The following is a 26,780-nucleotide window of genomic DNA, read 5'->3' on the forward strand; positions in this document are numbered from 1 at the left end:
GTCCTAAGTGTGATCCACCGGACTGTCCTGGCCGGCGACCGCGCTGCCCAGTGCCGTACGCCAGTCGCGCAGCGGGGTGAGCCCGGCGGCCGCCCACGATCGTCCGGACAGGACCGAATAGGCGGGCCGGGGCGCGGGTCTCGGGAAGTCGGCGGTGGTACAGGGCTGCACGCGGGCAGGATCGGCGCCGATTTCGGTGAAGACCTGAGCGGCCAACTCGTACCAGGTGGCGCGGCCGGCGTTGGTGGCGTGCAGCACCTGCCCGGCGACGGCGTCGGTCCAGCCACGGCCGGCGAGTTCGAGCAGTCCCGCGGCCAGGTCGTGGGCGTACGTGGGCGAGCCGGTCTGGTCGTCGACGACGCTGATGGTGACGCGCTGGGCTTCGAGCCTGCGCATCGTGCCCACGAAGTCCTTGGATTCGGGGCCGCCGGTGTAAAGCCACGCGGTCCGCACGATGGTGCTGGACGGATCGTTGCGCAGGACGACGTTCTCACCACGCAGTTTGGTGCGGCCGTAGACCGTGGCCGGCTTTTCCCGCGGATCGATGTCGCCCGGCTCGTATCCCTCGATGTCCGCGACGCGCGGCGGTGTGCCCGAGAACACATAGTCGGTGGAGATATGGATGAGCCATGCCCCCTTCTCCTTGGTGACGCGGACGAGGTGGGCCGGTCCGTCGACGTTCACCGCATGGGCTCCGCTGTGGTCCTCCTCCGCGCCGTCGACGTCGGTGTAGGCGATGCAGTTGAGAACGACGTCGTCGGCGGTGAGATCGGTCAGCGCCGATCGCACCGATTCGGAGTCGGCGATGTCGAGGTCGGTGGAGGTCAGCGGCGTCACGTCAAGTATCGAATCGCCGCGGGCGGCGACCTGCCGCACAGCGGTTCCGAGTTGCCCGGCCGCACCGGTCACGAAGAGTCGTCCAGTCATGGTGACCATGGTGCCCCCTGCCGGTCCCACGCTTCACACGACTCGCCCGGCGTTGCGCGACTGCATTCTCACTTCACACCAGTAGCCTGGCGTTGCACCTTTAACACCAGCACCACCAATCTCACCGGAAAGGCAACGGCCAACTCGTGGACTCTCGATCAGACAACGGGCACGGGCGCCGGGAGCGCAGCGAGCGGGCCCAGGTGTCGGAGCGCCGGGAGCGCAGCGAGCGGGCCCAGGTGTCGGAGCGCCGGGAGCGCAGCGAGCGGGCCCGCGTCTCGGAGCGCCGGGAGCGCAGCGAGCGGGCCCGCGTCTCGGAACGCCGGGAGCGCACTGAAGGGTACGACCGCCGGGAACGGGCAGAGGGGTATGACCGCCGGGAGCGGGCAGAGGTGCCCCGGCGCCGGGAGCGCGCCGGGGAGACGAGACGGGCCCAGCCACCGGTCCGCGGCGGCACCGGTGGCCGGGTGCGACGGCCGGGTGTCGAACCCCGTGCCCGCAGGGTGGACGAGCGCAGAACCGACGAGCGCAGGGTCGACGAACGAAGGGTCGCCGACCGAGGGGTCGACGACCGCGGCGGGATCGACCCCCGGCGCCGCGCCCCCGAACCCCCGGCCCGGGGCGGGGACCGGATCCCCGTGCGCTCCAACGAGGCACGCCGTGAGGCACCGCGGCGCCGACCCGCCGGGGACGACGGTTCACGCGACCGAGGACGTCGCGGCGATCGGCGCCCCGCACCGACCAGGCTCCCCGGGGATCCCCGTGACGGCAACGACCTGGACGTTCGTCGCGCTTCCGGCGAGATTCACACGTCGCCGCGCCGCCGCGCACCCGAGCGCGACGAAGCGCCGCGACACCGAATTCGGCGGCCGGCCAACGATTCCGGGGTTCCGCGGGGCACAGACGCCGGTACGCCGTCGATAGCCGCGTCGTCTCCCCCACCGGCCGGTGTCGTGGGTGTGGTGCGCACCGCGCTGCGGGATCGTCACAACGTGGCGCGCATGATGGTGGCGTTGCTGAGCGTGACCGTCCTGGTGTGCACGGGTTACGCCTGGCACAGCATCTCCGACCTGCGCGAGAGCGTGACCCGGCTGTCGGGCCTGGGTCTCGGCGGTGGTGGCGACGGTGCCACGGACGTCCTGCTGGTGGGCACCGACTCACGGACCGATGCCAAGGGAAATCCCCTGGACGCCAAGGAATTGCGCTGGCTGCGCTCGGGTAACGACGTTGCCACCAACACCGACACGATCCTGTTGATCCGCATCCCGAACAACGGCTCATCGGCGACGGCGATCTCCATTCCACGCGACTCCTACGTCGAGGTGCCGGGTATCGGAATGAGCAAGATCAACGCCGCGTACGGCGCGACCCGCGAGCATGTGCGCGCGGCGGCCGTGAAAGCGGGCAAGCCCGAGAAGGAAGCCGAGACCGAAGGCACCAAGGCAGGCCGAAAGGCGTTGATCGACACCGTCTCCAACCTCACCGGTGTACGTGTCGATCACTACGCCGAGGTCGGCCTGCTCGGGTTCGTCCTGCTCACCAATGCGGTCGGCGGTGTCGATGTCTGCCTGAAACATTCTGTGTCCGAACCTCTTTCGGGCGCCCGATTCCGTGCGGGAGCGCAGACGCTGACCGGACCGAAGGCACTCAGCTTTGTCCGGCAGCGCCACGATCTGCCACGCGGGGATCTCGACCGGATCACCCGGCAGCAGGTGTTCATGGCCTCGCTCGCGCAGAAGGTGTTGTCCGCCAAGACATTGACGAGCCCGTCCAAGGTGTCGGAACTGCAGCGCGCCGCGGCCCGGTCGATCGTGATCGACGACGGCTGGGACATCGTGAGTTTCGTCCAGCAGCTCAAGGATCTGAGCGGTGGCAACATCACCTTCTCCACCATTCCGGTGATCACCGAGCACGGCTGGAGCGAGGACGGCCAGCAGAGCGTCGTGCAGGTCGACCCGGCACAGGTCAAGGAGGCCACCGGGGATCTGCTCAAGGGCAAGAAGAAGGAGAAGAAGACCGAACGCGGCGAGTACACGGTCGACATCACCAATGCCGGCACCGTCGACGGCCTGGCATCGAACGTGTCAAATGTGTTGACCGGCAAGGGATACCAGCGGGGCAGCACAGCAACACAGGGAACCGAGGACCTGGATTCGGTGATCCTGGCGCATTCGCAGGACGATGCGGGGGCGCGCCAACTGGCCAAGGATCTCGGCGGACTCACCATCCGTGAGGACACTTCGGTTCCGAAGAAGCAACTCCGGGTGATCCTCACCAATTCGTACGCCGGACCGGGCTCGGCGGCCGACCCGGTCAACGAGATCGCCCAGCCCCAGCGCAACGGCCAGGACGTCAATTCGGCTCCGGGCGGCAACAAGTCGCCGATCACCGCCGAGACCGACGGCCCCGTGTGCGTCAACTGATCCCGAAAGGCACCGCATGTCCACCGTCTCCTCCGCTGCCGCCTTCCCCACGGTCACCGCGGCCGTGTTCGGCCCGATCAGCGACTGGACACGCCCGATGCTGACGTTCTACGACGACGCGACGGGAGAACGCACCGAATTGTCGGCGGCGACGCTGGGCAACTGGGCCGCCAAGACCGCCAACTTCGTCGTCGACGAGTTGGGGGCGGTGCCCGGCGATGTGGTCGCCGTCGACCTGCCGCAGCACTGGCAGACGGCGGCCATCTTGCTCGGCTGCTGGTGGGCCGGTGCGCATGTCCGGTTCGGTGCGGGCGAGGCCGACGACGCGGTCGCGGTGTTCACCTCCGTCGGCAGGCTCGATGACCACGACGACGCCGACGAGGTCGTCGTCACCTCGCTCGACCCGTTCGCCCTGCCCGTACGTGATCTGGCGCCCGGCGTCACCGACTTCTCCACCGCGGTCCGGGTTCACGGCGACAACTACGCCGCACGGGTGCGGGCCGCCGAAGCCCTGAACGACGTCTCCACCGCCGATGTGTTGGCCACGGCCGCGGCTCAGGCCGATACCGACGGAGTCACTCCGGGCGCACGGGTGCTCTCGACCCGCGGCTGGGCCGACGCTGATGCGCTCACCCGCAACCTGTTGTCCGTGCTGGCCCGGGGCGCGTCGCTGGTATCGGTGGCCAACGCCGACCCCGACGCCACCGATCGCCGCGCGCAGACGGAGAAGGCGACCCTGGTCCTGCGCTGATCTGGTCCTGCGCTGGGGCGGTCCTGCGCTGGGGCGGGTTATTCGCCGAGCAGTTTGTCGCGCAGCGCCGCGTCCTTGTCCAACACCATCGACTCCAGCGCTCGCTGGAACGCCGCCATCCGTTCGAGCAGCGCCGGATCCGAGGCGGCGAGAATGCGCACCGCCAGCAGGCCCGCATTCCGGGCGCCGCCGATGGACACCGTGGCGACGGGAACCCCGGCGGGCATCTGCACGATCGACAGCAGCGAATCCATGCCGTCGAGGTACTTCAGCGGAACCGGTACGCCGATCACCGGCAGAGGCGTGGCCGAGGCGACCATTCCCGGCAGATGCGCGGCACCACCGGCGCCCGCGATGATCACCGAGATCCCCCGGCCGGCCGCACCTGCGGCGTAGTCGAGCATCCGCTGCGGGGTGCGGTGCGCCGACACCACACCCACCTCGAACGGCACCTCGAACTCGGCGAGGGCCCCGGCCGCCGCCTGCATCGTCGGCCAGTCCGAATCGCTGCCCATGATCAGCCCTACGCGGGGTGCTCCGGCGCTGCTGTCGGTCATGAATGCGGGTCCCATCCGTCGGTCCACTCGGCGCGGGACATCCAGTGCGCGGCCCGTTCGGCCCGCTCCCGGACGTCCTCGACACCCTGATCTACTGCGCCCACGATATTGACATGCCCGATCTTGCGGTCGGGCCGCTCCCCCTTGCCGTATAGGTGGACCTTCGCCTCAGGCATCCGGGCGCACAGGTGGTGCAGCCGCTCGTCCATCGACATCTCGGGGGCCTGCTCGGCGCCGAGAATATTGGCCATCACCGTAACCGGGGCACGAGGCGAGGTGTCGCCCAGCGGGTAGTCCAGGACCGCCCGCAAATGCTGCTCGAACTGGGAGGTGACCGCGCCGTCCATCGTCCAGTGGCCACTGTTGTGCGGACGCATCGCAAGCTCGTTGACCACCAGATGGCCGTCCACTGTTTCGAACAGTTCCATCGCCATCACCCCGACGACGCCCAGTTCGGACGCCAGCCGCAACGACATCTCCTGCGCCTGCTGTGCCAATGCCTCATCGAGGCCGGGTGCCGGGGCCAGCACCACCGCGCACTGACCGTTGCGCTGCACGGTCTCCACCACCGGCCACGCGGCGCCCTGACCGAACGGTGAGCGGGCGACGAGCGCGGACAGTTCGCGGCGCATCGGCACCTTCTGCTCGACGATCAGTTCGGCGCCGTTGCCGAAGTTCTCATCGAAGACCGCCAGGGCCTCGTCGCGGGTTTCCGTCAGCCAGACGCCGCGCCCGTCGTAACCGCCGCGGACCGCCTTGAGCACGACTGCCCAGTCGTGGTCTTGGCCGAACTCCGTCAGGCGCTCCCGCGCGGCGTTGCGATCGGCCCCTCCCAGGTCGGCGAAGTCGGGCACCGGCAGCCCCAGTTCGGCCAGCCGCAGCCGCATCGCCAGTTTGTCCTGCGCGTAGTGCAGCGCCTTCGACGGCGGACGGACCTGTACCCCCTCGGCCTCGAGCGCCTGCAGATACGTCAGCGGCACCCCTTCGTGGTCGAACGTGCACGCCGTCGCCCCCCGCGCGGCGCGGCGCAGGTCGTCGATGTTCTCATGCGACCCGAGCACCACGTCGGCGCTGACCATCGCCGCGGGGTCACCCGGGGAAGCCGCCAGCACCCGCAGACACTGGCCCAGGGCTATCGCGGCCTGGTGGGTCATGCGGGCGAGCTGACCCCCGCCGATCATGGTCACCGTCGGCATCTGACCTGCTTGCCGGATATGCGCGGCTGGCTCGGAACTCACGGTTGACATGGTGGCATGTCGCGTCCGCGAACCGCACATCGTGGCCGGGACGGATGCCGGCCTCCGATCGTTTCGTACACTCGGATCTTGTGCCCTTTATCGATGACCTGGTCGACCGGTTGCCCGGACCCATACACGGGCTCGCAAAGCGCTACCACGAGCTGATCAAGTTCGCACTCGTCGGAGGCACGACGTTCGTCGTCGACATGGTCATCTACTTCGCCCTGACCCTGACGATCCTGGAGCACAAACCGGTGATCGCCAAGATCATCTCGGGGGTTCTCGCGACCATTCTGAGCTACGTCCTGAACCGCGAATGGGCATTCAAGAACCGTGGCGGACGCGAACGCCACCACGAGGCGTTGCTGTTCTTCGTGATCAGCGGCATGGGCGTCGCTTTGCAGGCCGCGCCGCTGTGGTTCGCCAACAATGTGTTCAGCCTCCGCGAGAACGTGGCGACGCTGCAACTGGCCGTCGTCGACTTCGTGCTGGGGTTCATCATCGGCAACCTGCTGCAGATGGGCTTCCGATTCTGGGCGCTGCGCAAGTTCGCCTTCCCCGAAGCCGACTTCGCGATCCTCGACGAGGACGAACCGGAGCCGGACGCCGGCGCCAGGCAACCCGACGACCCGCAGCCAGACGACGAGCTCAACGGCGGCGAACTCAGCGGTGGCGAACTCAGCGGTGACGAGCTCAGCGATGGGGAACTCGGCCGCGCGTGAGGTCCGCCCCGTCGCCGGCCTGACGATCGTCGCTGGGCCAGGCCGGGATGACGATCGAGAACACCGGCGGACGACGTGACCCCAATTCGAGACGGCCACCGTCGGCCTCGACCAGCGCCCGGGCCAGCGACAGCCCGACACCGGTGCCCCTGCCCGCGGAAAAACCCCGACGGAAGATCATCACTGCCAGGTCGTCGGCGACGCCCGGTCCGTCGTCGCGAACCGTGATGCGGACCAGACCGCTCGACAACTCACCGATGTCGATACGGCACTGACCCGCCCCGTGCGTGAGCGCGTTGTCGACGAGCACGCTGAGCGCCTCGCGGAGCCGGCCCGGCCGGGTACTGGCCGCAACGGACTCGGAACCACCGCGGGCCACGAGCGAACGCCCCCGCGACGCGAACGCCGGGGCGAAGTCACCGACCAGCGTCTGAACGGTCTGACCGACGTCGACGCGCTGGGACGGGGCGGCGTCCTCACGCGATTGGGCGACGAACTCGTCGAGCTCCCGGGCGAGTCGGTCGATCTGCTCCAGACCCGCCTCGGCCTCGACGACCACCGCGGAATCCTCGTGCAACGTCAGCTCGTCGAGCCGCAACTGGATGGCGGTCAGCCGGCTGCGCAGCTGATGGGACACATCGCCCACCGTTTCGCGTTCACGTTCGAGCCGCAGCGCGATCTCGGCGTTGGCGTCGCCGAGCGCCGACGACACGCGGTCGAGTTCGCTGATGCCATATCTGCGCCAGTGTGCGCCGAACTCGCCCCGGCCCATCGCCGCGGCCCGATCGGCGAGATCGGTGAGCGGGTCGGCCAAGCGCCCGGCCGTCACCGCGGCCACAACCGTTCCGGCCGCCACGGAAGCGGCCATCACCATCGCCACGATGCCCACGGCGAACAACTGATCGCTGCGCACGTCCGCGGCGGGAATCTCCAGCAGAAGCGTCCCCGCGGCACCGAGCGCGATCGAGTCGGACACGGTGTGCCCGTCGATTTCCGCACCGATCACCCTGGTCTCCACCTTGTCCGGCTGGCCGGGCGAGGCGACCGAACTCCTGACCGGGTAGTGGATGGTGAGCCTGCCGCCGTCCGGGAGCAACACACCGAAGGCGTCGACGTCGAGCGTGCCCGGCCTGATCGATCCCGCCTCACCCTCCTGCCGGATGAGCTGATCGGCGATCGCCTTGATCCTGCCGTCGAGATCCTGACGGGCGTTGTCGGCGACCCACCACCAGGCGATTACGGCCAGCGGAATACCGAGCAGCAGACCGACCGCCACGACCATGGCGATCATCGAATAGAGGATGCGTCGGCGCACGGCGGTGCGGCCCCAATCAGTGTTTCGCGGAAGTCAGGTGGTTCGCGGGAGTCGGTTGTTCGCGGGAGTCGGTTGTTCGCGGGTCTGGGGCCGGTTACGGGTCGAAGCGGAATCCGACCCCACGCACGGTGACGATGTGCCGGGGACGGTCGCGCCGGTCGTCGCCGATCTTGCGCCGCAACCAGGAGATATGCATGTCCAGGGTCTTGGAGGAACGCAGATCGGCCGAACCCCACACCTCGGTGAGGATCTCGTCGCGGCTGATCACCTGCCCCGACCGCTCCATCAGGAAGCGCAGCAGATCGAACTCCCGATTCGCGAGCACCAGGTCCTTGCCGTCGACGAGAACCCGCCGCCCCCGGGGGTCGACCCGGATGTCGCCGCCGTCGAGGACCTGCTCGGACTCGTCCTCCGAGTCGGTGCGCCTGCGCAGCAGCGCGCGGACCCGGGCGAGCAGTTCGGCCAGCCGGAACGGTTTGCCCACGTAGTCGTCGGCGCCGGCGTCGAGACCGACGACGAAGTCGACCTCGTCGGTGCGTGCGGTGAGCATCAGCACGGCCAGCCCGGGCCGCGACGTCCGGATACGCCTGCACACCTCCAGACCGTCGATCTCGGGCAGCCCCAGATCGAGGATCAGCAGTTCATACCTGCTGTCCTGCGCGTGTTCTAGGGCCTGCGCACCGTCGGTGACCACCTGACAGCCATAGCCTTCGCGGCCCAGCGCCCGTGCGAGGGGCTCGGCGATGGCCACATCGTCCTCGGCCAGTAATACGTCGGTCATCATTGCTCCTAAGCGCCGGAAGCGTCGTCCAGCGCCTCTTGGTACAGCAACGCATGCACACGCTCGACCTCCGGAATGTTGTCGAAGGTCAGCGGTTCGTCGGACGCCGATTCGATGACAAGCGAGCCGGTGTGCAACATGCGGTCGATCAGCCCGTGCTGGAACTCGATCGTGTTGATGCGTGGGAGCGGAATGTCGTTACCGGACCGGGTGATGATTCCATTGCGGAAGATCACTCGCTTGTTGGTGACCACGAAATGTGTGGTCTTCCACGACAGCAGCGGCCGCACCAGGAACCAGCCGGCCATACCCAACCAGATCACCAGCACTGTGCCGAGGGCCCAGGTCCTCGCGGTGCCGTCGAGCTTGTCCGACGCCAGCCCCGCAAGTACCCCGGCAGTTCCCGTGGCGATGACAAAAACCAGCATGGGCGCCACCAGACACTTCCAGTGCGGGTGCCGCTGCAGGATGATGCGCTCGCCCTGCGCCAGATTCTCCTTGGGAATACCCATGTCGGTCAGCTTAGTGCTCCGGCCTGTACATTTGCGGAAAGTCGTTCGGTGAAGCCACGCCGACACCCATCTCCTGCGGCTCAACCCTGCGGCGGCTTGCGTAGACTGGGTGGCCTATGACAGGTCAGGAGGCACACCCATGAGCTATCACGACCCGGTCGACCGCAACCGGCGTAATCCGGCTGGTGCCGTTCCCCCGACGCGGGCATATCCAGAGCAGCCCGGCCCCGGACGCGCCGGATACGAACGCGACTCCGGATATTACGGCAATACCGGACAATCCAGCGGTTCCGGACAGTATGGCAATTCCGGACAATACGGGAGTTCAGGCCAGTACTACGACGAGCGCTCTCACGGCGGTCCGATCTATCGCGACCAGGAGTACCTCGCACCCAATCAGTACGACAATCCTCGCGACTACCAGTCATCGCGACCCTATGGTCAGCAGTACGGGGCGCCCCAGCAGTACGGCCAGCCCTACGGCGCGCCATCGCAATACGACCAGCCCCAGTATGAGCAGTCACGCCAGTACGAACAGTCCGGCTCCCGGTCAGGTTCGCGCGACGGCCGGTCGGCACATGGCGCCTACGGTTCATCGCAGCGCGAGCGCAAGCAGGTCGGTCCGGACGTCCATCCCGGATTGTTCATCGGCGGTGTGGTGATGACCGGAATCGTCACTGGACTGGCCGCTTGGCTGGCGGCGTGGATCACCCGGATCGTCGCCGAGAAGGTCAACGATTCCGGCAAGTTCGGTGTCTGGAACCCGATGTCCCGCGACGAATACTGGTTCGCCGTCGTCGCATTGCTCTGCGCGATCACCGCGGGCGCGCTCTGGTACGTCCTGCAACTCATCACCCCGTCCCCCGACGCGTTCTTTCGCTGGGTGGTGACGCTGCTGATCGTGGCCGCCGTACTCATCCCGCTACTGCTGTCGGCGGAGATCTCCGTCGGCATCGCGACCGCGATCCTGCACCTGATCATCGGCCTGCCCATCCTGGGACTCATCCCCACCATGGGCCAAAAAAGCCTGAAAACAACCCGCTGACGCCCACCTGAAACGACGTTCGCGCTCAACCACTTCTCATGACGCCAATCGGATCCGATCGGCGATCAGGGAAGCGGCTGGGCGCGAACTGTCGTAAGGGGGTGTGTCAGCTGCCGGTGCTACTGCCAGTGCTGCTGCCGGTCGCCGAGCTGCCAACGGCTGTGGCCTCAAGGATGTAGATCAGCTGCTGTGGGGCGCACGGGCTGACGGAGGAACCTGCGGGTTCGGGAGCCTTCTGCGGCGGGCACGACGGCGCCAGGGGATATTGGCCGGGCGCACCCTTCGCCGGTGCGGCATCGGCGGGGGCGGCGCTCAGCAGCGCGGGCAGGGCAATCGCGGTCGAGATAGCGGAGACATAGAGACGCCGACGAACGTTCTTCATTGAGACCTCACTCGGTAACGGATACGGACATCATTACCTTGCCATGCTAAGCATCTCCCGGCAGCCCAACCCTGGGCGAGAGTGCTTAGCGGCGCACACTGCACCGACCGCCGACTTCGCATCAGGCCTGGCCCCGTATCAGACATTTCCGCCAGTTATTTTGTGTCGCTTACGAATTGATGCCAGATCGAACGGATTGTTTCCGAAAATTAGGTAGTCACTTACATATACAAGCGCGTCGGATTGGTGGATCGTTGCGATAGTCGTCTGTTCACACCAGGAGGGTGAAATGCGAATCTCATACCGGAACCGCGCCCGGTTGGTTGCCGCCGCTGCGGGTATCAGCCTTCTGCTCAACCCCGGTCACGCCACCGCAGACGAGGGTGCCGGATCGCCCGCAGTATCTGCGTCGCAGACGGATACCGGCGGAGGGACAGCCAATTCCGCAGCGGACGGCCCCGACGAGAGCAGTACCGCGAACGACGGTGCCACGGAAAGCGCGTCAACGGGGACCAGCGGCGAGAACGCCGCCACCCAGGGCACCGGTGGCGGCGACGGTGCGGGCAGTCACGCGTCGGAGGACGGCGGCGAGGCCGGCACCGACGAGACCGGCACCGACGAGACCGGCACCGACGGAAGGACGTCGGGCGCTGAAGGCACACCGGTCGGTAACGGCACCAGCACAACCGAGACCGGCACTCCCCCGACCGGTACAGACGAGGGCGGCAGCGTCGGGGCGGGCGATGACGGAACGCCGACGGACGCCACCACGACGCCTGCCGACACCACGCCTGCCGACCCTGCACCCGTCGCCGAGACCGGCAGCTCGCCGACCAGCGACACCCACATGACTCCTGCTACCAGCCCAGAGAACGACGTCTTCACCGAGTCGGCAACATCGACCACCGATACCGCGTCCACCGACCCGATCCCCTCCGGATCGCCCGCGGACGGCGCGACGATCACCGGAACCACAGAGACCACCGAGTTCAGTACGGCGCCCCCCACCACCGATTCCGCCACCGCGGACCCCGCTACCGCCGACTCCGGTACACCTGATACCGGCACCAGCACGGACGATTCCGCACAGCGGCTCATCATCGCCCCGCAATCGCTGAGCTTCACTCCGTCCATCCCCCTGGGCGACCCCGAAACTCAGGGCAACCCTGAGTCTTTCAGCGCCACAGCATTCCTTTCCCCCGCAACCACCACACCGTCGGCGACCATATCCGTCGGTCCATTGACCACCGTGTTCGCCGTCCTGGGCCTGACGCAGACCAGCACCACCACGACGACCCCGATCGTCGTCAGCCCCACCCCATGGGTGCTGCTGTGGTGGCAACGCACCCAATCACTGCTGTTCAACCAAACACCCACCACCACAACAACTTTGCAGCCGGCAGGCAACGGCTACACGATCAGCCTGAACGCCACCGACCCCGACGGTGATCCATTGACGACCACCATCACAACCCAACCGACGAACGGCACCGCAACTCTCAATTCCGACGGCACCATCACCTACACCGCCAACCCCGGCAGCACCACAGGTGACCAATTCACCGTCAATGTCTCCGACGCGGGCCCCCACCTACATGGCCTGTCCAGTCTGCTCGCGCTCTTCACAGGACGAGATCCCCACTCGCGCACCATCACCGTCACCGTACCTGCATCGGTACACAACGAGGTACCGACTCTCACCCTGTCCGCGCCGTCGGCGCCCGCGGTGGGTACCGGGGCGGTCACCGGCGGTCTGGCCGCCGCCGACAACGACTCCGACCCCTTGACATTCACAGTCACCGGTGCAACCTCCACCGGCACAAACACATTCACCACCGCCAACGGAGCCACACTGGTCATCGACCCCACGATGGGCGTCTACACCTACACCCCGTCGATCACTCAGCAATGGGCCGCCTCGTACGCCGGCGCCACCGCGAACGACACCACCGAGACCATCACGATCACTGTCGACGACGGCCATGGCGGGACGACCACCAAGTCCGTCACCGCACCGGTCTCACCGATCACCTTCGCCGGCTCCGGTACCGCCGGTGTCCAGCTCGGCCCCGACGGCACGATCTACCAGACCACCTCCACAGGCGACGCCACCAGCGGCTACACCACGACCGTCACAGCCATCTCACCCATCGGCACCTCAGCCACCACCACAATCACCGGAGCCCCCGTCGGCGGAATCAAGATCGCCCCGGACGGCGCGACCTACCAGACCACCGCCACAGGTGACCTCAGCTTCATCGTCGACCCCGACAGCTACACCACGACGGTTACCGCCGGCACAGTCAGCTACACCACAGCAGGCGCCCCACGCTCGGGCATCCAGTTCGGTCCCGACGGAACCGCTTACCAGACCACCTATACCGGCGACGGCAACGGCGGCTACATCACCACTGTCATCTCCATCAGCCCCACCCAAGCCCTTCCCCCCATCGAAGTCGCCGGCTTCCCCAATTCCGGTGTCCTGATCGGCCTCGACGGCACCGTCTACCAGACGACGACCACCTATGATCCGGCCACCAACAGCGACACCTACCATGTGGCCGCCATCAACCCCGCCGGCACCACCACGAGCACCGCGGTCACCGGCCTGGTCGTCGGCGGCGGCGCCCAAGTCGGCCCCGACGGCATCGCCTACCTGACCACTATCACCGGTGTCGGCGGCGATTACAGCACCTACACCACCACCATCACCGCCATCGGCCCCAACGGCGCCGTACTCAGCACCCAGATCACCGGCAATGCCGCGGGCACAGTTCAATTCGCCCCAGGCGGCACCACCTACCAGACCACCGTGACCGGCAACTCCACCAACGGCTACAGCACCACAGTCACCGCCTTCACTCCCACCGGCACGACGACCACCACCCTCGTCGGCCAGCCCTACGACGCGGTCCGCATCGCACCCGACGGGACCGCCTACCAAACCACCGTCACCGGCGACTCCACCAACGGCTACTACACCCACGTCACGGCAATGACCACCGCCCAACCCAGCACGATGATTCCCGGCCGGCCGCCGATGCTCGCCTACAGCAGCCTCCAGTTCGCAGCCGACGGAACCATCTACCAGACCACATTCACCGGCGACGACCCCAACGCCAACTCCTACCTGATCACCACCATCACGCCGACCGGCACCGCGATCACCAGACCGCTGACCGGCATCGTCGTCAGCGGCATCCAGGTCGCGCCCGACGGCACCGCCTACCAGACCACCGCCACCGACGACGGCACGGGCAACTACACCTACTACATCGCCGCAACCACGCCCGCCGGGGTAACGACCACCACAACGATCGTCGGTACCCCCACCGACGTCGTCTATCTCGCGCCCGACGGATCGGTCCTCCAGACTGTAAATGTGGGTAATAACGTCACCCAGATCGTCGTCATCAAACGCGCCGGTACCACCATCGTGTGAATCCCGGCCCATCCCGAATCGACCCAGTTCCTCTGCCTGCAATCACGAAAACTGTTGTTATCCAGTTCAACTGAATATCGGACATCGACGACCACAGCGTGATATATTTGTATGGATACAGTCAGGTGAACGTATCATCAACAAGAGATCGGACGATCTCATGGAGAAAAAGAACCGCACCTTCCTATTGCTGTTCGGACTCGCCCAGTTGCTTTCGACGCTGGACGTCGGCAGCGACGCGCCACCCCCACAAGGCCCCCTGTAGTCAGCATCGCATTTTCCTGCCAACGGGACGTCAAGCACACATCGGTGTGGCCTTTTGTAATGCTTACGAACTGAATGCTTGCGCTTGATAGCCCATCTCCCACTCAGCGTCTCCGATTCCTGATTCAGCGACTGAGTAGTCCATGGGCGAAAATCAAGCAGTTTGCGGCATTCTCAAATACGTCGCGATCTGAGAGAATCAACAGCAGCCGTCTGCCCACTCTCAGGAGAGTGTCATGCGAATCTCGCACCGGAACCGTGCTCGATTGGTCGCTGCCGCAGCGGGCATCAGCCTGCTGCTCAACCCCGGACAGGCCGCCGCCGACGACGATGCCGGGTCACCGGCCGGGGCGGCGTCGCAATCCGACACCGGCGGCGGGTCCGGTGATTCGGGGCCGGAGGATTCCGGCCGCGCCGCCGAGAAGAGCAGCACGTCGACGGGGAGTGGCGGTGAATCGTCGGCCGGTGGCGGCAGTGCTTCCGTTAAGAGCTCAGGAGGTGGCGACACCTCGAGCAGCGAAACATCCAGCGACAGTGGAATATCCAGCGACAGTCAAACATCCGGCGACAATGAGGTATCCGCGGACAGCACCACCGAGAGCGGTTCCAATGGCGGTGCGCCGGTCGGCGATGACGAACCCCCGGGCGGAACCGCCGCAACCCAGACGACCGAAACAGAGTCGACCGAAACCGGGGCGACCGAAACCGCGACGACGACCAAAACCACCGCGATCGACACGACACCTGCCGCCGCTGAACCCGCCACCGGCAACCCGGCAACTTCCGGTGGCGGCACGGTAGCCGAAACCACAACGGAAAAGGAGACTTTCACCCCTCCCACGACGGCGACGACCGATACGACGTCATTCGACTCCAATACCTCCGGGCCATCGAACTTCGGCCCGGGGAGCCCCGAGACCACCGAGTCGAACTCATCCGAGTCGAACTCATCATCGACCGGTACCACGGAGCCATCCGATCCACCCGACACACCGGCGACCGGTCAGCAGGCGCGCGGCATGGCCGCCCTCACCACCACCGTCCAAGAAGACGACGCACCCGAGACCACCGCGGAGCCGTCGATCGCACCCACAGCCTTTTTCAGCGCGACAACCACGACAACCACAGCCCCGCAGACCACCACGAGCGCACCGCTCGCAGGTCTCCTGACATTCCTGGGTATCCCACCCGTCGGCGGCCCGACCACCAACTCCGTCGCGGTCAGCCCGGCTCCCTGGACGCTGCTGTGGTGGATTCCGCGCCCCCAACCGCCCCTCACCAACCAACCCCCCACCGCCGCACCGACTCTGCAGCCCACCACCGACGGCTACACCATCAGCCTGAACGCCACCGACCCCGACGGCGACCCGCTCACCACCACGATCACCACCGCACCCACCAACGGAACCGCGACAGTCAACGGCGACGGCACCATCACCTACGCGCATAACCCGGGCAGCACCGCCGCCGACCAGTTCACCGTCAAACTCTCCGACAGCGGCCCCCATCTGCACGGTCTTGCGAGCATCCTGGGCCTGTTCACCGGCCAGAACCCGCACAACCGCTACGTCACCGTCAACGTCCCCGAATCAACCCCACCGCCCACCAACAGCGGGCCCACGATCATCTTGTCCGCGCCATCGTCGCCGGCGGCAAGTACCGGCGTGGCCACCGGCACTATCAGCGTCGCCGACGCCGACAACGACCCCCTCACCATCACCGTCACCGGCGGAACAAGCGCGGGCCCGAACACCTTCACCACCAGCGGCGGCGGAACCCTGTTCATCGACCCCGCCGCCGGAATCTACACGTACACACCGTCACTCACCCAGCGTCTCGACGCGTCGAGATACGACGCGACCGCGGACCACACCACCGAGACCATCACCGTCGTCGTCGACGACGGTCGCGGCGGCACCAACTTTGCCAATATGACCACGCAGATCGCCCCTATCACCATGGCCGGCGACGGATACCTCGGGCCGCGGATCGGTCCGGACGGAACGATCCACCAGTTGACGTACACCCTCGGCAGTTCCGGTGTCGACTTCTACCTCGCCAGCACCGCACCCACCGGCACGACGACCACGCCGATACCGGGAAACCCGGTATCGGACATCGTGACCGGCAACGGCGTCACCTACCTGAGCACCTGGACCGTCGATGAGTCCACCGGCGATCAGGTGTACTCGCTGATCTCCGTCGCCGCCGACGGAACCGTGAGGAGCACGTCACTGCCCGGCTACCCGCGCGGCAGTGTTCAGCTCGCACCCGACGGCACCGCCTACCTGTCCAGCACGACCACCGACGATGTCCACGTCACCCAGCTCGCCGTCGACGGCACGACGACGACCACCACGCTACCCGGCGTCTCATATGAAGGAGTCCAGGTCGGCCCCACCGGAACCGCCTACCAGACAACCTTGACGTACGACTCGGCGTCCGACGAGTATGCCACCCACATCACCGTATTCGCGCCCGGCCAAGCCCCCGTGACCTACGCTGTCGCCGGGCTGCCGGCGAATGACGGTGTCCGGTTCCGGCCGGACGGGACGGCGATTCAGACCATCCAGCAAATCGATTCCGGCGTCGCGACCACCTACGTACTCATGTTCGCCCCCAACGGGGGCATTACGCCCATACAGGTGACCGGCGAACCGTTCGACGGTGCCCGGGTCGCTCCCGACGGCACCGTGTACCAGACCACGTACCAATCAGTCACCGGCCAAACGTATGTCACCAAGATCGCACCGAACGGAGCCGTCACGGTGGTCGACTTCGCGGGCATTCCCGGCAATGCGATTCAGATCGGTCCCAATGGCACCGCCTACCAGCTCAGCCGGACCGGCGACGCCTCCGACCCCACCTGGCACCTCACCCGTATCACCCCCTCGGGGAACACCATCGACCTCAACGGTGCGCCGATTCTGGGCACTCAGATCGCGCCCGACGGAACTGCCTACGTGATCACCGGGGTCGGGTCCTGGCCACCCGATCTGTACCTCACCACGATCACGCCGGCAGGCATCGCGACGGTCAGCGCGACGATCACCGGCTATCTCTCCGGCAACGTCGCCATCCGCAGCGACGGCACCGCTTACTACACGACCTACACCGACGGCCCTGGCGGCACCGTCACCACCCACGTCCACATCATCGGCACCACCACCGTCATCGACATCCCCGGCCAACCGTCCGGCGGCGTCTATGTCGCCCCCGACGGATCGGTGCTCCAATCGGTGTCGAGCGGCGGAGTCACCCGCCTCGTCGTGATCGCACCCGCACCGGTCGTGTAAGGGCGGCTAAGGGCGGCTAAGGGCGGGGCGTCCGCGCCAGGGGGCCATGCTTTCGGATAAGGGCGAGAAGTTCGTCGACGGAGTAGCTCCCGAGCACCTCGCGCGAGTTCGTGCCCTGTGGGTGCACCACCACCACGCACGAACGTTCCAGAACCGACACGGTCCAGACGACGGCCTCCCACAGTATGGGACGACAGTCTGGCGACACTATGTTCGCCGGGACCTTGACCACCGGTGCCGCAGCTGCGGGCGAGGCCGCCTGAAGCGGACCGATCACCACAGCCGCAAGAACCGCGACCGTGCCCGCACAACGACGAGCAACTCTCATGGCAGGTATCCTTCCGAATGGTTCCCACATCCCTGGTCCAACAGGTGTATTCCTGCCGCGGCGACGTAAGTAGTCGCTAATATGCCCGGCAGATGTTGGTTGCTTTCCAGCCATCGATACTCAGTTTGCGGTAGCTGCGCTTCCCTCCGCATATCCCGATGTCCCAGGCGACCAGCGTTGCCCGTTGAATGGGTTCACCGCGATATTCAGCCCCAGCCGACTGGCAGAAGACGCCGTGGCCACGCGCCTTCGCGCCACCCCAAGAAGTCCATTTGATCTTACTAATAACATTGGCGCACATCGAGTTTGAAGTGAGTGTCGACGGACGGACCTCACCGTAACCCATCGAGTACTTGCCCTGACTCACTCCCAGTACCACCCGAGCCGGCGCCGCGGTGACAGCATCATCGACAACTACCTGCGGCACCGATACAGCTACGATGGCCGCCGCAACGCCGCCGCAGACACGAACAGTATTCATAGCACCCTCACGTCATCCGAGCTGACTGATGACGCCATCGTGCCGCCCGACGGTGTCAACCGCCGGGGACCGACGAAATTTCATCGTTTTGAGCGACACCCGAAGTTGGGTCTTGCACGCGTCGCGCAGCTGTCCAGCATCTGACCAAGTCCAGATGCAACGATCGACATGCCCGAGGGACCAGTTCTCCACGTGGCCGTTGCTCAGTCACCGAGTGAATTCCGCTTTCGTCGGCGAGAGGACGAAACCAACACTTGTTTGGGTGAAATGGCAACCGAACTCGTCACCTCGACTCTCGCATCTGACCAGCCCTTCGCTGCTGTCGAATTCGATCGCGCTGTTGTCAGGGAGTTGCCGAATTGGCCGACCGTCATTTCCTCGCAGTTCCCATCCGGTGCTCGTAGATATTCCCGGATTACCCTGCAGAATGGTGTGGCACGGGACACCATCGGACATAGCACTCAGATAAATAGCCCGTGACGCGCTCGGTTCCGGAGAATACTGCGAGTAGATGAAGCACAGTGTGTCGGCGGTAAAAGGTGGGGTGAGACCGCTGAGTACGCAGACGAGCTTATCGCCAAGTCCGCGAGGAGCCCGGCACAGGAACTTCCGATCGTGCGTAATCCACTCCGGAGTGCCGTTCTTACGATAACTATCCACGGACACCACGTCGAGAATATCCGCCGAGAACGTCGTAACAATACCGGCGGCATCGAATCCGTCCGGTGCGCCACTGATCTCGGAGGCCTTGGACTTCGCTGGCTTCAGTGGGTTTCCGCATGCACATCGGACGCGGGGAATGCCCTGGCTGTCGACGAGTACCGCAGTGCCGACATCAAGGATTGACTGCAGTTCCCTCGGCTGCCCGGATTCGTAGTCGTGATTGGTGACCTGAAGGGGCGCGGTGATCAGTTGGGGCCGCAGGGTGTCAAGATAGCTGCTGATGCCACTCACGTCGACACCGACGATCTGTGCCCACGCACGGGCGACATCCGGTCGCGCAGCCAGCTGCGACTTGAGCTTCGACGCGACGCACCGCGGCGACTGCGTGACGGTGCCACCGGAAACCGAGGCGCCGGTGTCTGGACCGCCCACCAACACAGGTTCGGTAAATGGCATCTGTGAGGCGAAGTCCGCGGACTCGTATCGGGCCGTCGACGGCGACTCGTCCCGCAGGACAAACACATAGACCAGAGCAGCCACCAGCGCAACGACCAATATCCCGGCAAGCGCAGACAACACCACCATCACCCAACCATTACGCCCAGAATCAATCACGCGATCCACTCCACTAGCAACATTTCCCGCGCAGCGATTTCATTGAACGCCAATCAGCTCCGTTTGGTTCTGAAGGAAATCGTTGAGCGGGAATCGTCGGGGGTGAGCGTCAATGGCTACCCTCCGAGACTGCCGGTTGCCCATCCGGCGAAGATGTCCGGGATGCACCCTCCGGGCAGACCGGCGGGCACCGTACCCGGAACGCACTGCGTCGGTGCCGTCTGAGCGCCGGTTTCGGCGTCGGCCATGATCGGGGACAGCGCGAGACCGAGGCCGACGGCACCGGCCACCAACGAGTAACGGACAACCTTCATAAAGCGCTCCTAAACGACGACTCGGACCACCTACACTCGCAGTCCGCGCCGCCCCCGGCAAGATGTGCTGGGATGTTTCGTCCGAAAGGGCTACGGAATCGTCAGTCGGCGACGCGTAGGTGGGTGACGTCGCCCGCGGTGGCGACGATGCGCTCCCCGGCGCTGGTCTCGACGATCACCCGGCCGTCGGCGTCGATGTCGACGGCGGTGCCGATGACATCGCGGTCGCCGGGAGCGACGAGCCGCACGCGGCGACCGATGGTATCGCAGCGGTCGCGGTAGGCGGCGGCGAGGGCGACGATGTCGTCGGGCCAGCCGTAGAGCACTGCGTCGAGCTGGGCCAGGACGGTGGCGGTGAGATCCTGGACGTCGACGGGGGCGCCGGTGGCGATCGCCAGCGACGTCGCGGTGGGCACAGGGAGCTGCTCGGGAGTCATGTCGGTGTTGATGCCGATGCCGATGATCGCGACGCCGCCATCGGGGGCCGGTGCGTATTCGGAGAGGATGCCGCACACCTTGGCACCGTCGATCAACACGTCGTTGGGCCATTTGAGGACCGCCGCCACTCCCATGGCGTCCACGGCCCGGGCGACTGCCACGCCCGCGAGCAGCGACATCCAGCCCAGCCGGTCGGCGTGCGGACCGACCGCGACCGCCGCGGAGATCGCCACCGACGACCCGGCCGGCGCGGTCCAGGTGCGGCCGTGCCGCCCCCGGCCACCGGTCTGGTCAGTGGTGATGCGCACCACGCCGGCCACCTCGGCCGTACCTTCGGTGGCCGCGCGGGCCATCAGGTCGGCGTTGGTCGACACGGTGGACTCGACCACTTCGATGGTGTGCCAGCGCGTCTCCGACAGGCGGTCGGCAAGGTCCTGGGGGTCGGGCGCGAGGCTCATGGGTGCCGAGCTTACCGGTCGCGACGGCCTTCACGTCCCCGTTCCCGACCGAGCGCTCGGGAACATGAGGAGAATCTCACATTGGGAGTAGTTGACGTACATCACAACGATGTCGTTAGCATCGTTGTTCATGACCTCTGCGCAAACCTCAGGCGGCACGCCTGACATCCACACAACAGCGGGAAAACTCGCCGATCTGCGAAAGCGACTCGACGAGACCCTGCATCCGGTTGGCGAGGGCGCCGTCACCAAGGTGCACGAGCGGGGCAAGCTCACCGCGCGTGAGCGCATCACCCATCTGCTCGATGAGGGTTCATTCGTCGAACTCGACGCGCTGGCCCGCCACCGCAGCACCAACTTCGGTCTCGGCGATCGTCGTCCGGTCGGCGACGGTGTGGTCACCGGCTACGGCACCATCGACGGCCGCGAGGTGTGCATCTTCAGCCAGGACTCCACCGTTCTGGGCGGCAGCCTCGGCGAGGTGTACGGCGAGAAGATCGTGAAGGTCATGGATCTGGCCGTCAAGACCGGCCGACCGCTGATCGGCATCAATGACGGCGCCGGCGCCCGCATCCAGGAAGGCGTCGTCTCCCTCGGCCTCTACGGGCAGATCTTCCACCGCAACGTGCGCGCCTCGGGTGTCATCCCGCAGATCTCGCTCATCATGGGTGCCGCCGCCGGTGGTCACGTGTACTCCCCCGCTCTCACCGACTTCGTCGTGATGGTCGACCAGACCAGCCAGATGTTCATCACCGGCCCCGACGTCATCAAGACCGTTACCGGCGAGGAGGTGACGATGGAAGAACTGGGCGGCGCGCACACCCACATGTCCAAGTCGGGTACCGCCAGCTATGTCGCCGCCGACGAGGAGGACGCCCTCGACTACGTCCGCGAGCTGCTGTCGTACCTGCCCAGCAACAACCGCAGCGAGGCCCCGCGCCTGCCCGCACCTGCGGTGGCCGCCGGCATCGAGGATTCCCTGAACGAGGAAGATCTCGAACTCGACACCCTGATCCCGGACTCGCCGAACCAGCCGTACGACATGCACGAGGTCATCCGGCGCATCCTCGACGACGACGAGTTCCTCGAGGTCCAGGCCGAGTACGCCACCAACATCATCGTCGGCTTCGGCCGGGTCGACGGCCGCAGCGTCGGCATCGTCGCCAACCAGCCCACCCAGTTCGCCGGCTGTCTCGACATCAACGCCTCGGAGAAGGCCGCCCGGTTCGTCCGCACCTGCGACGCCTTCAACATCCCGATCATCACCCTCGTCGACGTGCCCGGCTTCCTGCCCGGCACCGACCAGGAATACAACGGCATCATCCGCCGCGGCGCCAAGCTGCTGTACGCCTACGGCGAGGCGACGGTCGGCAAGATCACCGTCATCACCCGCAAGGCCTACGGCGGCGCCTACGACGTGATGGGTTCCAAGCACATGGGCGCCGACGTCAACCTGGCCTGGCCGACCGCCCAGATCGCGGTCATGGGTGCCTCCGGCGCGGTCGGCTTCGTCTACCGCAACCGGCTCAAGGATGCCGCGGCCAACGGCGAGAACGTCGATGAGCTGCGGCTGGAGTTGCAGCAGGAGTACGAGGACACGCTCGTCAATCCGTACGTGGCCGCCGAACGCGGCTACGTCGACGCCGTGATCCCGCCGAGCCATACCCGCGGACAGATCGCGACGGCGCTGCGGCTGCTCGAACGCAAGGTGGTCAACCTGCCGCCCAAGAAGCATGGGAACATTCCCCTGTGAGCGACGACACCGTGACCGGCGAGCAGAACACGCCGGACGAGAGCAAGCCCGAACGCCCGTTCCTGCAGGTGGTCAAAGGCAACCCGACCGACGAGGAGACCGCCGCGCTGACGGTGGTGCTGGCGGTGGCAGCCGGCAACGGCGGCACGCCCGAACCCGAGGTCCGCAACGACTGGGGCAACTACGCCGAGCGGCTGCGCGGGACGTGGGGGATGCCGACGAGCTTCACCCACCGGCACCGTTGACGGTGGCGACAACCCCATCGCCAGGCATCCACGTGGTGTTGGGGTCGGCCTCTCCCGCACGCCTGAAGGTGCTGCGCGATGCCGGCCTCGACCCCGAGGTCGTCGTCTCCTACGTCGATGAGGACGCGATACTGCGTGAGCTCGCCGACGTCGGGGCCGCCGACACAGTGGTGCGGCTCGCCGCCGCCAAGTCCGCCGAGGTGTGCGCGACGATCGTCGGCCGGACAGCCACGCCGTCGGACACCGTGGTACTCACCTGCGACTCGATGCTGTTGCTCGACGGCGTGCTCACCGGCAAACCCCACACCGCCGACGTCGCACGCGAGCAGTGGCGACGGATGCGCGGCGGTACCGGGCAGTTGCTGACCGGGCATCACGTAACCCGCATCAGCGGCGGCGCACTCAGCGGGCAGGCCGCTCGCACGGCATCGACGACCATCCACTTCGCCGACGTCGACGACGCGACCATCGACGCCTACGTCGGCACCGGCGAGCCGCTGTCGGTGGCAGGCGCGTTCACTCTCGACGGGCTCGGCGGCTGGTTCGTCGACCGCATCGACGGCGACCCGTCATCGGTTGTCGGGATCGGTCTGCCGACCGTGCGGGAACTGCTTGCAGCGGTGGGTGTGGACGTCACCGACCTGTGGCGGCACGGGCCGGACGCGCAGTAGGCCACTACCCACGCACCGACGCACGGTAGTAGGTAGTGTCGACACTCGGAAAGCAGGCAAGCTCCCACCCCAGAAAGGGAACCCGTACGTGAGCGTCGAAACCGACCCCGATCCCGCGTTCGCCGGATACGCCCATCCAGAGCGGCTCGTGTCCGCTCAGTGGCTGTCCGCGCATCTGGGCACGCCGGGCCTGAAGATCGTCGAATCCGACGAGGATGTGCTGCTCTACGACATCGGTCATATCCCGACCGCGCAGAAGATCGACTGGCATCTGCACCTCAACGATCCGGTGACCCGCGACTACATCACCGGTGAGCAGTTCGCCGAACTGATGCGCAGCAAGGGCATCAGCCGCGACGACACCGTCGTCATCTACGGCGACAAGAGCAACTGGTGGGCCGCGTACGCACTGTGGGTGTTCACGCTGTTCGGTCACCCCGACGTGCGGCTGCTCGACGGCGGTCGCGACGCCTGGCTAGCCGAGGACCGCGACACCTCGTTCGACGTCCCCGAGTTCCCGCGCTCGGACTATCCGGTGGTCGAGCGCGACGACAGCAGGATCCGCGCGTTCGCCGCCGACGTGCGTTCGGCGATCGGCACCGTCCCGCTGGTCGACGTGCGCTCCCCGCAGGAGTACACGGGCGAACGCACCCACATGCCCGACTATCCGCAGGAAGGCGCCCTGCGCGGTGGGCACATCCCCACCGCGGTGTCCATCCCGTGGGCCAAGGCCGCCGCCCCCGACAGCCGGTTCCGTGGCCGTGCCGAGCTCGACGACGTGTACGCCGGACTCGACCCGAGCACCCCGACCATCGCGTACTGCCGAATCGGCGAACGATCCAGCCACACCTGGTTCGTCCTGACCTACCTGCTCGGTTTCGACGACGTCCGCAACTACGACGGCTCGTGGACCGAATGGGGCAACACGGTACGCGCGCCGATCGCGGTGGGTGAAGAACCGGGCACGGCACCGGCGTGAGCGTGCCCCCGGCGCTCGCCGAGATCGTCGACGACTTCGCCGCCCTGTCCGATCCGGACAAGGTGACGCTGCTTCTGGAGTTCGCCGGGGAGTTGCCCGACCTGCCCGAACATCTGCGCACCGAGGCGATGGAACCGGTGCCCGAATGCCAGTCGCCGGTGTTCCTGTCGGTGGACGCCTCCGAACCGGCCCACGTCCGGCTGTACTTCAGCGCGCCGCGGGAGGCGCCGACGACGCGTGGTTTCGCCTCGATCCTGCATCAGGGGCTCGACGGTGCGTCGGCCGAGGAGATCCTCGGCGTGCCGGGCGACTTCTACCACGATCTGGGCCTGGACAAGTCGGTGAGTCCGCTGCGGCTGCGCGGCATGGCAGGCATCCTGGGCCGGATCAAAGCGGCCGTGCGCCGCCAGATCTGACGAACGATCGGGGCCCGGTATGAAGTTCGTCCAGATTCTCGAAGAACCCATCGCGCCGGGCGGACTGGCGGAGTGGACTCCGTTCGTGCCCGGTGGTCTCGGCGAGTGGAGCACCGACTCGCGGCCCACCTCGCACAACCATGAACAGCATCTGCGCTCGGCGTTCGCGCACCGGCTGCGGACCCGACGCGAAGGCGGCCGCGAATCGTGGCTGGGCCTGGCCATCGAATTCGATGAGCCGCTGTCGATCCCGGCGATCCGGGCCACCCTGCTGGCGTGGATCGACCGGCACGAGGTCCTACGCAGTCACGTCGTCCTCAAAGGCATCCGCCCGCACGACGGCGCACCGGGACTGGTCCGGCTGAGCACCGGACCGGGAACTGTGCACCTGCGCATGGGCAAAGTCGGCTGGTACTCGGATCCGGCACCCATGATCGATCAGATCGCGGGTTCGTTCGACCGGGCCACCGCCCCCCTGCACTGGCCTGCGTACATGTTCTCCACCGTCGCCCGCGAGGACTCGTTCACGCTGCTGTTCGCGGGCGACCATTCGCTCCTCGACGGCTACTCGCTGATCGTTGCCCAGGACGAACTGGTCACCCTCTACCGAGCCGCCCGCGACCACACCACACCTGTATTGCCCGACGTCGGCAGCTACGTCGATTTCAGCGCGCAGGAACGCAGGCTCGCCGACGAGACGGGCCCCGACCATCCCGCGATCGAGGCGTGGACGACGTTCCTGCGCACCGGACACGGCCAGATGCCACGGTTCGCCGCTGCTGAACGCCGGCTGCCGGAGGTGTCGCGCGCCGACGCCGCCACATCCGCGTCCGAGTCGGGACCGCCGCAGGATTCCCTCACCGAACTCCTGCTCGACGACGACCAGACCAACCGGTTCACCGCGGTCTGTTCGGAGGCGGGCGGATCGCTGTTCGCCGGGGTGCTGTCGGCACTGGCCATCGTCTATCACGACATGACCGGCGACACCGAGTTCCGGTGCGTCATGCCGCGGCATACCCGCGAGGGACCCGAATGGCTGGCCTCGCTCGGCTGGTTCGTCGGACTCGCACCCATCTGCCTGGACATGTCGGATTCGCCGACGTTCGGGCAGCTGATCGCCCGTGCCGGCGCCGAACTCAAACACGGCCGGGCCGGGTCCACCCTGCCGTACCTGCGCGTCGCGGAGCTGATCGAAAGTGCCCACCCCGATGTCGTGGCGGGTGAGCCTCGGTTCGCGTTGTCGTTCATCGACACCCGGTATGCGCCCGGTGCCGCCGCGGCCGACGCCGGTCGCGCGCGGGTGCTGCGCAGCCACAGCTACGCGCCGGAGGAAGTGTTCATCTGGCTCAACCGCACGCCCGGTGGCCTGCGGGTGTCGGCCCGTTTCCCCGCCGCCGACGCCTCCGCACCGTCCACCGGCGACCTGGTGGTGGTCTATCTCCACCGATTCGCCGAACTGCTGAGGAACATCGGCGACCGCAGTACTTTCGCTACTGACGGGTAAACGGTAACCCTTCTACCGAGCAATCGTTCGGTGCGCTAGGGTGAGTCGCGGAATCGACGGCGCCTACACTCAAGTGTCGTCGGTCACGCCTCGCACTCCATGAGGCGGCCAACGCGAACCAAGGTCAGAGCCACTACGAGAAGTGCCCCGCACACGAGGCGGCGGCAGCCCAGGAGAACCAGTGCCCACTCCCTCTGCGAACACATCCCAAGGCATCAGCAAGGTCCTCATCGCCAACCGTGGTGAGATCGCCGTCCGGG

At 66.6% G+C, this 26,780-nt stretch carries 23 protein-coding genes; 12 read left to right on the plus strand and 11 right to left on the minus strand.

Annotated elements, in window-relative coordinates; translation table 11 throughout:
* Positions 1-3 precede the first annotated feature (3 nt).
* Complete coding sequence (gene rfbD, locus Q0627_RS03310; protein WP_298807679.1) at positions 4-936, minus strand: dTDP-4-dehydrorhamnose reductase; 933 nt, start codon at positions 934-936, stop codon at positions 4-6.
* A 137-nt stretch (positions 937-1,073) separates the two neighbouring features.
* Here rfbD and Q0627_RS03315 point away from each other — a divergent pair, with 137 nt between their 5' ends.
* Positions 1,074-3,350 (plus strand): LCP family protein, encoded by a 2,277-nt coding sequence (locus Q0627_RS03315; RefSeq protein WP_367180755.1) that lies wholly within the window; start codon positions 1,074-1,076, stop codon positions 3,348-3,350.
* 16 nt (positions 3,351-3,366) lie between these two features.
* Positions 3,367-4,101, plus strand: a complete 735-nt coding sequence (locus tag Q0627_RS03320) for a TIGR03089 family protein (RefSeq protein ID WP_291017861.1) — start codon at positions 3,367-3,369, stop codon at positions 4,099-4,101.
* A gap of 38 nt (positions 4,102-4,139) precedes the next feature.
* On the opposite strand, the gene purE is transcribed toward Q0627_RS03320, so the two are convergent.
* Together purE and Q0627_RS03330 are read right to left on the minus strand one after the other, a co-directional pair.
* Entirely contained in the window at positions 4,140-4,658 is a 519-nt protein-coding gene (gene purE / locus Q0627_RS03325; RefSeq protein WP_291017858.1) for a 5-(carboxyamino)imidazole ribonucleotide mutase, read from the minus strand.
* Complete coding sequence (locus Q0627_RS03330) at positions 4,655-5,854, minus strand: 5-(carboxyamino)imidazole ribonucleotide synthase (protein ID WP_298807698.1); 1,200 nt, start codon at positions 5,852-5,854, stop codon at positions 4,655-4,657. Before Q0627_RS03330 ends, purE begins: the two co-directional genes overlap by 4 nt.
* A 131-nt stretch (positions 5,855-5,985) precedes the next feature.
* Here Q0627_RS03330 and Q0627_RS03335 point away from each other — a divergent pair, with 131 nt between their 5' ends.
* A complete protein-coding gene (locus Q0627_RS03335; RefSeq protein ID WP_291017856.1) occupies positions 5,986-6,618 on the plus strand; it encodes a GtrA family protein in 633 nt (210 codons plus the stop codon).
* Here Q0627_RS03335 and Q0627_RS03340 read toward each other — a convergent pair.
* The 3 genes from Q0627_RS03340 to Q0627_RS03350 form a co-directional block, all read right to left on the minus strand.
* Positions 6,590-7,933 (minus strand): HAMP domain-containing sensor histidine kinase, encoded by a 1,344-nt coding sequence (locus Q0627_RS03340; RefSeq protein WP_291017854.1) that lies wholly within the window; start codon positions 7,931-7,933, stop codon positions 6,590-6,592. The genes Q0627_RS03335 and Q0627_RS03340 overlap by 29 nt on opposite strands.
* A gap of 94 nt (positions 7,934-8,027) precedes the next feature.
* A complete protein-coding gene (locus Q0627_RS03345) occupies positions 8,028-8,714 on the minus strand; it encodes a response regulator transcription factor (RefSeq protein ID WP_291013563.1) in 687 nt (228 codons plus the stop codon).
* A gap of 8 nt (positions 8,715-8,722) precedes the next feature.
* Entirely contained in the window at positions 8,723-9,226 is a 504-nt protein-coding gene (locus Q0627_RS03350) for a PH domain-containing protein (RefSeq protein WP_298807683.1), read from the minus strand.
* Positions 9,227-9,590: 364 nt separating this feature from the next.
* Between Q0627_RS03350 and Q0627_RS03355 the strand changes: the two genes are divergently transcribed.
* Positions 9,591-10,271, plus strand: coding sequence for a DUF6069 family protein (locus tag Q0627_RS03355; protein ID WP_291013566.1), 681 nt, complete (start codon positions 9,591-9,593; stop codon positions 10,269-10,271).
* A gap of 106 nt (positions 10,272-10,377) precedes the next feature.
* Here the strand turns inward: Q0627_RS03355 and Q0627_RS03360 are convergent, their stop codons facing one another.
* Positions 10,378-10,653: a hypothetical protein gene (locus Q0627_RS03360; protein WP_291013559.1), complete on the minus strand. Its 276-nt coding sequence runs from the start codon at positions 10,651-10,653 to the stop codon at positions 10,378-10,380.
* A gap of 289 nt (positions 10,654-10,942) precedes the next feature.
* Here Q0627_RS03360 and Q0627_RS03365 point away from each other — a divergent pair, with 289 nt between their 5' ends.
* Positions 10,943-14,095, plus strand: coding sequence for an Ig-like domain-containing protein (locus Q0627_RS03365; protein ID WP_298807684.1), 3,153 nt, complete (start codon positions 10,943-10,945; stop codon positions 14,093-14,095).
* A 500-nt stretch (positions 14,096-14,595) separates the two neighbouring features.
* Complete coding sequence (locus Q0627_RS03370; protein WP_298807685.1) at positions 14,596-17,655, plus strand: Ig-like domain-containing protein; 3,060 nt, start codon at positions 14,596-14,598, stop codon at positions 17,653-17,655.
* 404 nt (positions 17,656-18,059) lie between these two features.
* On the opposite strand, the gene Q0627_RS03375 is transcribed toward Q0627_RS03370, so the two are convergent.
* The 4 genes from Q0627_RS03375 to Q0627_RS03390 form a co-directional block, all read right to left on the minus strand.
* Positions 18,060-18,464: a hypothetical protein gene (locus Q0627_RS03375; RefSeq protein WP_291017802.1), complete on the minus strand. Its 405-nt coding sequence runs from the start codon at positions 18,462-18,464 to the stop codon at positions 18,060-18,062.
* Between the two features lie 207 nt (positions 18,465-18,671).
* A complete protein-coding gene (locus Q0627_RS03380; protein ID WP_291017804.1) occupies positions 18,672-19,751 on the minus strand; it encodes a DUF6777 domain-containing protein in 1,080 nt (359 codons plus the stop codon).
* Between the two features lie 107 nt (positions 19,752-19,858).
* Positions 19,859-20,056, minus strand: coding sequence for a hypothetical protein (locus Q0627_RS03385; protein WP_291017807.1), 198 nt, complete (start codon positions 20,054-20,056; stop codon positions 19,859-19,861).
* Positions 20,057-20,157: 101 nt separating this feature from the next.
* Positions 20,158-20,952, minus strand: a complete 795-nt coding sequence (locus Q0627_RS03390) for a biotin--[acetyl-CoA-carboxylase] ligase (RefSeq protein WP_291017810.1) — start codon at positions 20,950-20,952, stop codon at positions 20,158-20,160.
* 130 nt (positions 20,953-21,082) lie between these two features.
* On the opposite strand from Q0627_RS03390, the gene Q0627_RS03395 reads away from it, so the two are divergent.
* The 6 genes from Q0627_RS03395 (at position 21,083) to Q0627_RS03420 (ending at position 26,520) form a co-directional block, all read left to right on the plus strand.
* Complete coding sequence (locus Q0627_RS03395) at positions 21,083-22,705, plus strand: acyl-CoA carboxylase subunit beta (protein WP_291017813.1); 1,623 nt, start codon at positions 21,083-21,085, stop codon at positions 22,703-22,705.
* On the plus strand, positions 22,702-22,950 hold the full coding sequence (locus Q0627_RS03400) for an acyl-CoA carboxylase subunit epsilon (protein ID WP_291017815.1): 249 nt from the start codon (positions 22,702-22,704) through the stop codon (positions 22,948-22,950). Before Q0627_RS03395 ends, Q0627_RS03400 begins: the two co-directional genes overlap by 4 nt.
* 32 nt (positions 22,951-22,982) lie before the next feature.
* On the plus strand, positions 22,983-23,621 hold the full coding sequence (locus Q0627_RS03405) for a nucleoside triphosphate pyrophosphatase (RefSeq protein ID WP_291017817.1): 639 nt from the start codon (positions 22,983-22,985) through the stop codon (positions 23,619-23,621).
* An 88-nt stretch (positions 23,622-23,709) separates the two neighbouring features.
* A complete protein-coding gene (locus Q0627_RS03410) occupies positions 23,710-24,600 on the plus strand; it encodes a sulfurtransferase (RefSeq protein ID WP_291017819.1) in 891 nt (296 codons plus the stop codon).
* Positions 24,597-25,016 carry a SufE family protein gene (locus tag Q0627_RS03415; protein WP_291017821.1) on the plus strand — a complete coding sequence of 140 codons (420 nt, stop codon included), beginning with the start codon at positions 24,597-24,599 and terminating at the stop codon, positions 25,014-25,016. Before Q0627_RS03410 ends, Q0627_RS03415 begins: the two co-directional genes overlap by 4 nt.
* Positions 25,017-25,035: 19 nt before the next feature.
* Positions 25,036-26,520 (plus strand): condensation domain-containing protein, encoded by a 1,485-nt coding sequence (locus Q0627_RS03420; RefSeq protein WP_291017824.1) that lies wholly within the window; start codon positions 25,036-25,038, stop codon positions 26,518-26,520.
* The last annotated feature ends 260 nt before the right edge of the window (positions 26,521-26,780 follow it).

Source organism: uncultured Gordonia sp., assembly GCF_937858515.1.
GTDB lineage: Bacteria > Actinomycetota > Actinomycetes > Mycobacteriales > Mycobacteriaceae > Gordonia.